This is a genomic window from Vibrio tarriae, assembly GCF_002216685.1.
In the GTDB taxonomy this organism is placed as follows: domain Bacteria; phylum Pseudomonadota; class Gammaproteobacteria; order Enterobacterales; family Vibrionaceae; genus Vibrio; species Vibrio tarriae.
The window spans coordinates 979,258-991,665 of sequence record NZ_CP022353.1 but is presented as its reverse complement, the minus strand read 5'-3'; the positions used below and the strand labels follow the sequence as shown (position 1 = coordinate 991,665).

15 protein-coding genes, 1 tRNA gene and 1 pseudogene are annotated in these 12,408 nt (G+C 37.0%); 4 read left to right on the top strand and 13 right to left on the bottom strand.

The annotated features are described in order from the left end of the window. The first annotated feature begins 317 nt into the window (after window positions 1-317). Window positions 318-405, top strand: a tRNA-Ser gene (locus CEQ48_RS10260). Between the two features lie 310 nt (window positions 406-715). After that, window positions 716-1,951 (top strand): tyrosine-type recombinase/integrase, encoded by a 1,236-nt coding sequence (locus CEQ48_RS10255; RefSeq protein WP_089071165.1) that lies wholly within the window; start codon window positions 716-718, stop codon window positions 1,949-1,951. A gap of 58 nt (window positions 1,952-2,009) precedes the next feature. On the opposite strand, the pseudogene CEQ48_RS10250 reads toward CEQ48_RS10255, so the two are convergent. From CEQ48_RS10250 to CEQ48_RS10230, 5 genes and pseudogenes are all read right to left on the bottom strand, one after another. Continuing rightward, a pseudogene (locus CEQ48_RS10250) lies at window positions 2,010-2,643 on the bottom strand (integrase core domain-containing protein); the annotation flags it as partial. Window positions 2,644-2,838: 195 nt separating this feature from the next. Beyond that, a complete protein-coding gene (locus tag CEQ48_RS10245) occupies window positions 2,839-3,492 on the bottom strand; it encodes an AcfA family outer membrane beta-barrel protein (RefSeq protein WP_089071164.1) in 654 nt (217 codons plus the stop codon). A gap of 207 nt (window positions 3,493-3,699) precedes the next feature. Beyond that, window positions 3,700-4,314 carry a hypothetical protein gene (locus CEQ48_RS10240; protein ID WP_089071163.1) on the bottom strand — a complete coding sequence of 205 codons (615 nt, stop codon included), beginning with the start codon at window positions 4,312-4,314 and terminating at the stop codon, window positions 3,700-3,702. A gap of 230 nt (window positions 4,315-4,544) precedes the next feature. Further along, the gene (locus tag CEQ48_RS10235; protein ID WP_089071162.1) at window positions 4,545-4,826 is read right to left on the bottom strand and encodes a hypothetical protein; all 282 of its coding nucleotides are present in this window, start codon (window positions 4,824-4,826) and stop codon (window positions 4,545-4,547) included. 40 nt (window positions 4,827-4,866) lie between these two features. Then, window positions 4,867-5,625, bottom strand: coding sequence for an ABC transporter ATPase (locus CEQ48_RS10230; protein ID WP_089071161.1), 759 nt, complete (start codon window positions 5,623-5,625; stop codon window positions 4,867-4,869). Window positions 5,626-5,864: 239 nt separating this feature from the next. On the opposite strand from CEQ48_RS10230, the gene CEQ48_RS10225 reads away from it, so the two are divergent. Both CEQ48_RS10225 and CEQ48_RS10220 read left to right on the top strand, forming a co-directional pair. Further along, window positions 5,865-6,614 carry a winged helix-turn-helix domain-containing protein gene (locus CEQ48_RS10225; protein ID WP_089071160.1) on the top strand — a complete coding sequence of 250 codons (750 nt, stop codon included), beginning with the start codon at window positions 5,865-5,867 and terminating at the stop codon, window positions 6,612-6,614. Continuing rightward, window positions 6,598-7,083, top strand: coding sequence for a hypothetical protein (locus CEQ48_RS10220; protein WP_000836879.1), 486 nt, complete (start codon window positions 6,598-6,600; stop codon window positions 7,081-7,083). Before CEQ48_RS10225 ends, CEQ48_RS10220 begins: the two co-directional genes overlap by 17 nt. Here the strand turns inward: CEQ48_RS10220 and CEQ48_RS10215 are convergent, their stop codons facing one another. The 8 genes from CEQ48_RS10215 to CEQ48_RS10180 all read right to left on the bottom strand — a co-directional run bounded on the left by CEQ48_RS10215 (window position 7,084) and on the right by CEQ48_RS10180 (window position 12,408). Further along, window positions 7,084-7,458, bottom strand: a complete 375-nt coding sequence (locus tag CEQ48_RS10215) for a hypothetical protein (protein ID WP_000854879.1) — start codon at window positions 7,456-7,458, stop codon at window positions 7,084-7,086. It lies immediately after the preceding gene. Window positions 7,459-7,472: 14 nt separating this feature from the next. Beyond that, window positions 7,473-7,706 (bottom strand): flagellar biosynthetic protein FliQ, encoded by a 234-nt coding sequence (locus tag CEQ48_RS10210; protein ID WP_000217070.1) that lies wholly within the window; start codon window positions 7,704-7,706, stop codon window positions 7,473-7,475. Continuing rightward, window positions 7,693-8,433 carry a hypothetical protein gene (locus CEQ48_RS10205; RefSeq protein ID WP_089071159.1) on the bottom strand — a complete coding sequence of 247 codons (741 nt, stop codon included), beginning with the start codon at window positions 8,431-8,433 and terminating at the stop codon, window positions 7,693-7,695. The genes CEQ48_RS10210 and CEQ48_RS10205 overlap by 14 nt, the downstream gene beginning before the upstream one ends. Then, entirely contained in the window at window positions 8,426-8,695 is a 270-nt protein-coding gene (locus CEQ48_RS10200) for a VPA1337 family putative T3SS effector (protein WP_088124547.1), read from the bottom strand. The genes CEQ48_RS10205 and CEQ48_RS10200 overlap by 8 nt, the downstream gene beginning before the upstream one ends. Before the next feature lie 79 nt (window positions 8,696-8,774). Continuing rightward, window positions 8,775-10,037, bottom strand: a complete 1,263-nt coding sequence (gene vscN2 / locus CEQ48_RS10195; protein WP_000922351.1) for a type III secretion system ATPase VscN2 — start codon at window positions 10,035-10,037, stop codon at window positions 8,775-8,777. Next, a complete protein-coding gene (locus CEQ48_RS10190; RefSeq protein WP_089071158.1) occupies window positions 10,037-11,494 on the bottom strand; it encodes a secretin GspD/PilQ domain-containing protein in 1,458 nt (485 codons plus the stop codon). Before CEQ48_RS10190 ends, vscN2 begins: the two co-directional genes overlap by 1 nt. Further along, the gene (locus CEQ48_RS10185; protein WP_000181846.1) at window positions 11,484-11,732 is read right to left on the bottom strand and encodes a VPA1340 family putative T3SS effector; all 249 of its coding nucleotides are present in this window, start codon (window positions 11,730-11,732) and stop codon (window positions 11,484-11,486) included. Before CEQ48_RS10185 ends, CEQ48_RS10190 begins: the two co-directional genes overlap by 11 nt. After that, the gene (locus tag CEQ48_RS10180; RefSeq protein WP_001186128.1) at window positions 11,725-12,408 is read right to left on the bottom strand and encodes a hypothetical protein; all 684 of its coding nucleotides are present in this window, start codon (window positions 12,406-12,408) and stop codon (window positions 11,725-11,727) included. The genes CEQ48_RS10185 and CEQ48_RS10180 overlap by 8 nt, the downstream gene beginning before the upstream one ends.

Below are 12,408 nucleotides of genomic sequence, written 5' to 3'. Positions count from 1 at the left end.
CACAGAGTTGAGTAATTGATCACTGAAATCAAAACTGTATAGATAGGCTTGAGAAACCCCTCGTGTGCGAGGCCTATCCAGTATAGGTCGCCGACATCGTTTAAATGCTTATGCCCATAAGCAAACATTGGGTATACGTCAGCTTGAGATTTTGTTCCGGCGCTACCTCTCCTACACCAATAGTGATGTGATTTTACCCACTCCAGCTACTTTGTAAGCAAACGCGCTCAATGCGCGAGTTTTTTTCGGATTTCTGCTTGACCATCCACAGTAGAATCATTAAATTAGCGCCTCGTTAGCCAAGCGGTTAACGATTCGGTGAGTTGTCCGAGTGGCTGAAGGAGCACGCCTGGAAAGTGTGTATACGGCAACGTATCGAGAGTTCGAATCTCTCACTCACCGCCACATTCAAGAAAAAGACGTCCTAGGACGTCTTTTTCTTATCTGAAATTTATAAAAATCAAATAGTTATTATTCATTATTATTCCACAAAATATCATAAAAGCGTTTGCTTTTCGTAATACCTAAAGTAATACCCAGCTACCCAATCTAGTGCTAGTATTACTTTTGAGCACCAATCCAGGTATTACTTTATGGTCAAACCGCCCACCAAAGCAGGCTGTAACTTAATGTAAATTAAGTAGTTATCAGCCAAAAGTAATACCTAATTTTTGGAGTCCTCATGCTCTAGCCAGGTATTACTTGAGGGATTGAAATGGCAAATAATCTAACCGCAAGGCAAATTCAAACCGCAAAACCTAAGGATAAGCTTTATCGTTTATCTGATGGCGGCAATCTCTACTTTTGCGTACGTCCAAGTAATTCTCGCTCATGGCAATTCCGTTATAAACGACCAGGACAAGATAAGATCACTTATCTTTCGTTTGGTACCTATCCCGATATGTCTTTGGCGGAAGCTCGAGAGAAAGCCCTTGAGGCTCGCAAGCAGTTAGCGGATGGTATTGATCCTCAACTCGCTAAAGAAGAACAAAAAGCGAAAACCATTACTGAACAAAATGCGACATTTAAGTTTGTCGCTGAGCAGTGGAAGTCTACGAAGGAAGAGCAGATAAAAGAGAAGACACTGGAAGGTAATTGGCGAAAACTTGAACTTTATGCCTTTCCCAAATTGGGCTCGATACCCGTTAGTAAACTTACTGCGCCGATTGCCATCGCTGCATTACGGCCAATAGAGTCTCAAGGATTACTAGAAACTGTAAAACGCACCGCCCAACTTATGAATGAAATCATGAACTATGCGGTAAATAGTGGTGTCATTCATGCTAACCCATTGACTGGCATCCGTGATGTGTTTAAAAAACACAAAGTGGTGCACATGAAAGCCCTGCAACCACATGAAATGCATGATCTTATACGCACCGTTGCTACAGCAAATATCCAGCATGTGACACGATTTTTAATTGAATGGCAACTTCACACCATGGTTCGGCCTAACGAAGCCTCTGGTGCTCGTTGGGAAGAAATCGACATGGTTAATAAGCTTTGGATTATCCCTAAAGAGCGAATGAAGATGAACCGTGAGCACGTAGTACCACTGACAGCACAAACATTGGCTATTCTTGAAGCGATTAAGCCTATCAGTGGTCATAGAGAGTTCATTTTCCCATCTAGCCGTAATCCAAAGGTACCTACTGATTCAGAAACCGCTAATAAAGCACTTAGCAGAATGGGATTTAAGGATAAAACGACCGCACACGGTCTTCGTGCTTTGGCAAGTACCACTCTTAATGAACAGGGCTTTGAACCTGATGTCATTGAAGCCGCATTGGCTCATACTGACAAAAACCAAATACGCAAAGCATACAACCGTACCGACTATTTAGACTCTCGTCGAAAGCTTATGAGCTGGTGGAGTGAGCATATCGAAAAATCTAGCTATGGAAGCTACAGTGTAGCTGGTGCTGGATATTTGCGTTTAGTGAAAGATTAATAACGGAAATCTAGTGCGTATTGTAAGGCAGCGTCGTTTGGGGTCGGTGCCTATCAGATTATATCTGGGCTAGATTCATTTCAGCCCAGATTAATTTCCCAAACCCACTATTTTTTATGGGCGTTCTGCTACGCACATGAGTACGATGATTGTTGTAGGAGTTCATCCATTCGTCTAGATTTTTTTAACTCCTCAAGCGAAGCATAGAGTTTCTCTCTGAATGTCACTTGGTAGAACTCATTCAATATGGTCGAGTGGAAGCGTTCGCAGATATCATTTGTTTGTGGTGACATCGCTTTAGTTTTCGTGTGGTCGATATCATTAATGGCTAGATATAGCTGGTAATCGTGCTGCTCAACACGGGCTACAGTATTCAGAGCCTCGCTCAGTCAAGATTCGCAACATTGGCAGTTCATGCGCCTCAAAGGACGGTAGAACCTTATCATTCAAGATATCTGTTACGGCGATTGGTGTTTTCGTTGTGTAGAGCTTGGCAAAGGCGACTTTAGTGTAGGTATCAACGAAGGTTTGTTGATAGATGTGCCCAACACCTTTCAAGTTGCCAACATAGAACGTGTCGTGAGAGCCAAAGTAGCAAGGATGCGCCGTCTCTATCTCGCCACAGGCTTCGTCATCATGTTTTTACGCTCTAAAGCTGCGATCTGCTCATCCGCTAAAATGATGCCATTTTCATTCACCTGCTTTTTGTTTGATGATAGATTTCTAGTATAAAGCATGAGAGTTACCTCTTATTGTCTTTGATTACGGATTAAGCACCTTTAATCAAAGTGGGTAACTCTCATCTTTTCAAATTTAAGTGTCAGATCCAGTCTGAGTTAGTACAATTAATAAGAAACCTTAACTAATAGTATTAGCATATATAAAAATTAGAAACGGTAGTAGGCAGAAACCCCAGCTAATGTCGAATCAGAAAATTCATCTATCTGATAACTAATACTCAAGCCTAACCATAGATTGTCATAAATATTATAATCAACCCCAGTACCAATTAGAAAGCCAATTTCATTGTTTTTCCTTTCATTTGAATGCCGATTTATCATAAATTCAATATCATCATTTAGAATGTACTCATACTGATCGTAACTCATTGACTTAGAATGGTACTGTGTATAAGTAACTCCTGTTTTGATATTAGCCTTCCATTTTTCTTGGCTATCAAAATAAAAAGAAAATGCAGGTGCTATATAGAATTGATCCGCATTTACTCTTGCATCCCACTCCCTTTCATGAATATAATCCCTTCCCGAATAAGAAATAGTTCCGATTGTTCTAGAATAATCGTCTTCAAACTTAAAGAATGAATATCCGAATTCTAGTGCAAATTGTTCTGTAAATTGATACCCACCGAATAATGAAACTTTACCATTACTAATATCCGGATCTAAGGAAACACCATCTTGGATATAATTCACCTTATAGTCATGGTTAACAGATCCATAACCATATTCAATTCCAATATACGCGCTTGAATAAGCACAATAACTAATCAGGCTAAGAAAAAATAAAATGATTCGTTTCACTTACAACTCCTAAAATAAAATGCCATGAAAAATTCACTTACAATAATTAATAGCAGTATATTTAATTTCAATATAAAGATCAGCTTAGAGATTCTCTTTCATCGTGTTTATATATATAACAGAGCTATTCAAACACACTGATATTGTCTATGCTAAATTAAAAATCCTTCTTATCAAGAATTATTGCAATAATTTCATATAATTTTACTAAACTTCAGCACCAACAAGGTGAAGTGCTACTTTTTCAAATAGTTCATTAAGATGCTTAATAATTATTTTTTCTTGTTGATATGATGCGTTGGCCACAAGATCTCTAGCTGATCCAGAGCATGTTCCAAACTGAGAAAATGGTACCCCACATATTTGGGTATCTAATATTTCTTTTGCGATATCTTTCATCTGTCCATCATCAAATTCAACAATACCTTTTAGCCCAGTTACAATAGTCCGAAGAGAACCATTAGCAACGGTTAAGTAAGGAAATTTAGATTTGAAATTATCAAGCTCAAATCTTTCACTTCTGACAGCTCTTTGTAGACCTAAGAATGCACTATCTCTCGCAACCAATCGAACATCTTTAGACTCATATGCTTTGGATATACGCTCAAATGACTCTAACGGTAATAGTTGTCGCATATTAGACACCCTAGTTCTAGGTTTATTTAATATTGATACTCCCTTAAAAAAGTTAGCCTCAGCATTGACTGCAATGCTTATCGGTCTCTCATTTTTTACATTTCTAATATGAGCTACATTTAGTCTAGGTATTGATTGGTTCAAATTAGATCTAATGTAGTTGCAAGTTCTCTGTAATACTTTCATGGATACCATTAATCCTTGTGTATATTTTGAATATATAGCTACATGAATTTCAATGTAGTCAATACTTCTACGGCCTCAACTAGGCGATTATTTTAAATATAGTCACTATGATATACAAATTACCACTTATTACTTTTTCAGAATGGCTATCTAGTACTCAAAATTATAAATAGATATCTCTAAAATTAAAAATGGCCAAGTAAACTTGGCCATTTTTAATAAAAAAGAAATCAATTACGATATTGACTCTCAAATTTACCACAGTAATATAATACTTCCATACCGTAACGGTTTGCATTAGAACGCTGATTTTCAAATTTTTGAACTTCATTTTTTAGACGTTCTACAATAGATGGAACGTTTTGTGCTGTTGTTTGAGTGCCTTGTATACGATCACTACAATTCTTCACAGTCTTAATGTTGGAACCTAAGTGAAATGATCGTTGTACCGAACTCTTTGCTGCTTGGCAGACTTTTGTCAAGTTTTGAGGTTGTAATGTAATCTTAAACATAATTGCCTTCCTATTATTGAAAATAAATTATAATTTATCTTTAGTTTCCAATATATTTATCTAACAATTTATACACTTGTCTTTCTACAGAACGACTTGAGATAACTTGATTATCTGAACTTCTCAATGGTGTATCAGAAAGCTGGTTAAATTTATCCAGTAATTTATTGCTTACATCTGTCAAAGCTTGATAATCAAATTGTTGTGCCTTACGGCGTTCTTCTTTACTCGCTCGTTCCAAACCAGGTGACTTCAAAGAGTCAACTGTATTTCTTAAACCGTTTTCAATATGGCTTTTATTGGCACTTGACGCCCAGATCTCTTTTGGATCTTTATTTGAGAGATCAAAGGAAAGCCACTTAATCAGATCTATACGAATTGCACTTTTATGTTCTTCAACTGATTGCTTTCCATTCTCAGACTGAGAACAAATTAATGAGAACTCACGATCCATAATAAATGCAGCGTAGCTTAAAAAGTGCTGTTTCATTCCACTAAGCTTAATATCATCAGGTAAGTCATCGAATGATTTTGCACAAGCACTTTCTATGGATGATAACCGACTTCTTTGTTGCCGTTCTTGGCTAGCTTTCTCTTTAACAAGTTCTGGACTTTTTTCTTTGTAGCCATTCGGCGATGACTTGATCTTTGACAAAAAACCTGTTTTACGAGAGACCGTAGGGAGTGCATCTGCTCCTTGCTTAACGCTCTTTACATCCAGTTTACCATGATTAGGATCAGCTTGAGCTTCACCCACGGCATAAGTTGTACTTATACTTGATATATTATTGATGTTCATATTTTAACTCCTCAATAATGTTAGCGCTTAATGATGAATCATGGTCTATCCTCACTCAAATGAGTCATACTGAAAACTTCTGAAGAAAATGACACTCAGTTTCAAGTCATTACGTTTGTAAATTATTTGTTTGATAATTTATGTTCGAGATAGATATTTTATTATGATAGGATTAAACCCTAGTTAAGGCAGATCTATAAAGCCACACAACAAAGAGGATATGTGAATTGATCTCAAAAATGTATAAAATTGATCAAAAAATCCTCTCATCTGACTCACCCTTTTTGACCGATTCGATCTCTCGAGAGCAGATAAAACTTGGTACTCATGAACATCTTGTACTTCTTGCTTTGTGTGAACAGCCTGGGAAGCTCATTGACAAGGAAACGCTCATTAAAAAAGGTTGGCCAGGGAAGTTTGTCACCGATAGCTCTCTTACTCAAGCAGTACGCAATATCAGAGCTTATTTAAATGATGATGGAAAAAGTCAGAAACATATAAAAACTATAGCTAAAAAAGGATATCTTATCGAAAGTAAATTCGTCACGCTCATTCAAGATTTTGATAAAAATCAAGTCACAAACCTTCAACAAGAAACTAAGAAAGAGCCTTTTGACAAAAAATACATTTTATTTTTAAGCATATTTGTACAGATATTATTTATAATTTATTCTATTTATAAAATATATCCTATTGCCACTGTGGCAATAGATAAAGAAATCTATCCAATTCTGAGTTATCAACAAGACTATATTTATATCTATTCTGATGACTTTCAATATTCTGAACAATTAGGTGTCGAATTAATTCATTCCTTATCAGCTGAGGGAATATCCCCAGAAAGACTCTATATTATGCTAAATAAAGAAACAGTATCCTATAGCTTTATAGAGAAAAACGGGAAGAGTAAAAACCGTATTATCTTTACTGCAGGCACCAAAGACTATAAGAAAATTCGTGAGCATATAATAAATGAAATCAAAATTTAAAAAATGGCATTCAGCAATAACCATTATTTCGATAATTATGTTAATGATAATTTCTTATACAACGCTATTCCAACCAACATATTTCTATGAAACTAGTTATAAATATGAAACAACTGATAGCAAATATCAACATGATGTAAACATCACTGTATCGATTAAAGGTCAAACATTTTCATCCATCATCATTGTTCGAGAAGTAGGTGTCAATGAAAATAAAAATTACTACAAAGTGAAAGGGAGTGGTAACATTTTAAAAGAAAATACACATCAATATTATCTTGTATTTGATAATATTGATGTGTATACAGGCACAAGTGAAGCCGATATGAAACCATATACCAAGCCAAACTCTACCAAAAACCTTATAGACAACTTAAATAATATTAAAATACTTTATTTATCTGACGAGTATATTGTTATTGCCTTATTCTTTTATGATGGACAGATTTTAACGCTTCATAAATATTAATTATAGCTTAATTTCCGCTGCCATTTTATTAAAAATTGTTAGCTTAGTTGATAGTTCCTTTTCGATACTATGTAACTTTTTATCAATTTCGGTGACTAAGACAACTTTATCTTTCTGTATATTCATAAACATATCTGGATCTTCTTGTAATATCTCCATAATCTTAGGTGCTTTGTAACGTAAATTACGACTATCTTTTAGGGGAATCTCAATAAAACTCTGTAACACGTACTCATTCAAATGAATAAAAATTTCCTCTCCTCCTACTAGTTCAATGCTAATAGGTTCATTATTTTCAATTCGTGATAATAGATTTGGTGATACATTAAAATGATCAACAAGCGTTTTATAGACGATTTCTCGTAGTGTCTTCATAATGTCTCCTCAAATTATAACTCTCTGAATAATAGATGAAATTGCTCATAAATACTGCCACCAAACTGGGTTAGTAGCACCATAAAAACAACTAACTTAGCCGCCATGGGTAACCCAGGATCTTGGATACTAAACACTGTCTGTAGCAGACCGACCAAGACGCCTGTAATAACAAAGCCAACAGAGAAAATAATGATTGCATCAGTTAGAATATTTAAGCTTGCTGCTGTAACATCAAGAACCGTCATCATCACCTCTTATAAGATTAACTAATCTTCCATTGTCAAACTCAAAAATATAATATTTTTTCTTATAATAAACACGATATCTATTCAAGCCTTCTAATTGATTAAAGTAATTGGCCGACAGATCAAACTTATCTAAGCCGACTTTAGCAAAGTTAGTCTGTTGTTTATAATCTTCTATCTTAATATATTCTTTAAATCCATTATTAAAATAAGTGGCTTCAACTCTCAGAGAAGCGCAACTTCTTTCTAGTCTGCCTGCTAAATTGATATCTATAAAGTGAAATGCATTGAAGATTTTAAATTCAATATCGTATGACTCTATCTTAACTTTCAGCCCTTCTATCTCAAATTTTCTCCAACTGAAATTATAATTTGCTTGCTGATATTTTAATGAATTATCATTACTCTTTATTAAATCAACTTTCTTGCCAATCGTTTTTATGTATGAATTTCTTGATGGATGACGAAATAAAAAATTCAACATTCCTCTTCCTTCAACGAACTCTATACTTCGTGTTTTTTTTAATAATTCTGCATCACTTTCCTCCTCATCGTCCTCTTCAAGTTCAAAGCTACTCTCAACAACTTCACCATCTACTTTACTCACTTGATTAAGAATTTTTGAAAAATCACTATCATCACATGATTGTTTAGATGGTACCTTATCAAGGTTATCTTCTATTGTATCTAAGGTTAATTGTGATACAGAATTATTAATGCTATTCATACATCAACTGTTCTCTCATTTCAGTTAACCGATCCTTCCTTTTCTCTAGGTTTTTTTTCTCTAATTGAGTTTGCTGAATTTCAAACATCACTTCATCTAAGTCTTGCTTGATGACCGAAGCATCATAAAATGTAGACTCTATTTGAGAACGTAACCCCTCACGGCGCATAAATAATCGTTTAAGGCTATCATGCTCATTTTTCATATTGATTGTTTGTAACTCGTTTTGCAGCCACTCAATATGATCCCACTTTTTAAGCAGCTCACTTCTGATTTCTATCCTTTTTTTTTGTAATTTATCAAGCTTCCTTGCTTGTTTTTCTATCCTAATATCGACTATTTCAATAATTTGTCCAAATTCTTTCCATTTCTTGGAGGGTTTCTTCATATTCAACACCTTCAAAGCCTTGTTTCAAGAATTCGATAATTTTAGGATAGAGCTCTATTGCCTCGTCAGTTTCAAGATCATTGCCTTTTTCATATTCACCAACTCGAATGAGTAGCTCTACATTGAAATAGCGATAAACCATATCTTTAATTTTTTCAGAGAGCCGAACGTAGCGTTTTTCTTGTACTTTATTCTGTAAACGGCTTTTACTTTTAAGTACATCAATAGCAGGATAACGTCCTGTAGCTGCGATCGTGGTCGAGTAGACCAAGTGCCCATCGATTAAAGACTTTACCTCATGGGCAATCGGGTCATCATCAATCTCTTTTTCAATCAGTACAGTAAAAATTCCAGTGACAGAACCTTTAATTGAGTTACCGCAACTTTCGACCAAACGAGATAATGCCAAAGATACCCCGATTGGAATCCCTCCCTTAATCGGAGTTCCATCTAACATGGCTTGCGCTCGAGCAAAACGGGTCAGAGAATCAAAATAAAGTACAACTTTTTTCCCCTGCTCCATGTAATGACGAGCAATCGATACCGCAACCAACCCAGAACGAACTTTTTCAAGTGGATTCGCTTCAGAAGTTGAAACAATTGTGATCGATTTTTTGATCACCTCGGGACCGATTTCGCCTTCTAAAAACTCGACAACCTCACGCGCACGTTCACCAATCATGGCGAAGATCACGACGTCCGCATCCATATTGTTTGCCATGATAGATACGGTTGTTGTTTTACCAGCACCAGCAGGAGCAAATAATCCTAAACGCTGCCCTTCTCCGATAGTAAACAACCCATCAATGATTTTCAGTTTGGTCGGAAATACCGTTTCAATTGGAGCTCGCATCTGTAATGGAATCGGCTCAACTGCAATCGGTAAATCGATAAACTCTCCCGGTTGCTCTAGGTAACTATCTCCATATAACGTTTCACCGTAGCAGTTGATAACTTTTCCAACTAAAGCTTCTTCATTCAAAGGGAAACAAAAACGTCGTGGAGTAATCTCTACTTTACCTCCCCTTTGTACCGCTCCTGGTTGAAGAAGCTTTATCTCCAATTGCGGGCCGATCACTTTGACAATTTCGCCTCGGATCCGCTCACCATCTACGGTATGCACAAAACACTCTTGACCGACGAAAGTATCGATATTGACACGGCAGATCACCGTGTCTTGATACGACTCCTTCACTTTAAAAAAGTATTTGAGCATTATTCAACCACCTGAAATGAGATTGATACGTAGCGTTTGTATTTATGTTTGCTTTCTGAGGTGTATTTAAACAGCTCACCAAGTAGCGGAATACTCGATAAAACGGGTACACCACTCTCCTGTTGTTGAGTGACCGTATTATCAAAGCCACCTAAGATAACGGTCTGTCCTGGTTGAATATAAACCTCGGAGTTAAGTGACTGTGAACTTACTCGTGGAGGCCTATTGCTATCGCCTTCTTCATCCAGCGCTTCTTCGACATACTGAATGCGAGCCTGCACTTGGCCTGATGGCAACAAACGGCCAGTCACATACAAACTATTATCCGCTTCAATTTTTTCAGTTTTTACTTCTTTGTCTGAGATCAGAGTTAATGTCGCAGTTTGTTTTTTACCAAACTGGCCTTGTTGGTTTTCCAACGCCAATAAATTGGTTTCATATACACTACGAGCAATACCATTAGTGTAGAGAGCTTGAAAATTCTTCAAGAAGTCGGTCGTTTCGGTAAAAGGAGGAACAACAATATCGTAAATTCCTCGGCTACCATTTAACCAGCCGCTATCAATACCAAGATTCTCCTTGCGCTCAGCAGAAATGTCGTACACCTTCAGTGAAAAGAGTAATTGGCGACGCTTAACATCAATAAGTGCAGCAATACGTTTAGCCAATTTCACTTCTTCCTGAGTCCCTCGTATTAACAGTGCATTTGAGCCTGGTAACGCTTGTACTTTTGTCGATTTTTCATCCTCTTCGAGTGCCTGCTTTTCACCTTGACTGAGCTTTACTCGATAAGCACGAGAGGTTAATTCTTCATCATTGAGATTGGTGAACTGGCCAATATTTGTAATAGCGGCCGCAATCAGCGACTGCGCCCCAGGGAAATTCACCTGACCATCATAAGTCGCAATGCTTCGATCCATTACCGAGATATAGTTAAACTCGATACGCGCAACCTCGAGGTTGTTGCCTTTTTCTAAAAATTGGTTTTTATCCACCATAGCGGCATAACCCATGGCATCGGTAACGAACTTTCGTGTACCAGAAAACAGCAGTGAGTGTCCGCGCTCAACCAATTTAATTTTGGTCGTACCATTGGTTTTAAAAGCGCCTTTCATCTCGGTCAGTAATTGACCTGGTGAGATGTTTTTAGGCTTATAGGTATAGTTAACATATTGCTGCCCTGATTGAATCGTTAGGGTGCCGCCAAAGGTATACCAATCAAAATCAAAAACGTTAGAGAGCTTGGCCAGCAATACTGGACCAGAACCCGACAATGTTTGAGTAATCGGCTGAGAGCTGGTTTTGCTATCAATGTCAGAGACCAGCTTTAACTGCATATCTTTAGCAATAGCATCCAATGCTTGTTTCAGATCCATATCTTGCTGTTTGATAAAAACATCTGCCTGCGCTCCAAAGGTTAAACAGCATAGTGCAAGCAGAATTCGACTAAACTTCATCGAGGATCTCCTTTAACTTTTGTTCGTTTTCACGCATTTGACGAATAGACTCAGTAATTACACCGTTAGCAATAATCATATCGGCGATATCATCATCGGTATAAATAACCTCATCTCCCTCTTGAGAAGCATCCGTTTCGATTTGTCCTGATTGCTCAGCAAGAATTTGCTCAAAGTCAGCTCCTTGTTGAGCGTCTAACAACATTGGATTGATATACACTGGATTGATATTAGTCATAACCTAAACTCTGCATCATTTTGTTAAACACATAGAACTGATCGTGAAATAGCCAAATATTCAATAAGATGACAATCACGATCGATTTTATATTTGGCGTCACAAACATTGAGAGTGATGCCTTTTTAAAAAAAAGATCTAAATAACCACAGCACATTGTGATGACCAACATCAAAATGATGTATTTTCCAGTGATGATCAAAATCATCTGCATATGTTCCACCACGGTCTGATATAACGTCGCGAAACTCATCTCAGGCTGTGCCATATGCCGGCTTACAATTAAATCGAGCAGCGGTTTAAATACTGCTCCATTTTCAAGTGCATAAGCCACAAACACTAAACTGCATAACTTAGCCAAAGCTTCTGATTCTTCAGTGAAACGGTGATCTTGCACTGACTGTTCGTTGAGTAGTAGCATTTGTTGTAATACGCCACCCACCATACCGCTTAACCAATAAGGTACCGAGCAAACAAAAGCAAACGTCAGTGTCGCCATTACCCAGAGTAACGTTGCCGGCTGGGCTAAATGCTCACTTTCTAATCCAATTGCTAACATGATGGCGATTGCCAAACTGCTGGTATTATCTAAATAAAGACGTGTAGGGTTAAAAACACGTAAAAAAAGATAAAAACCAGCAAACAATAACCAATTGGGAAACAGTATCTGCTGCAT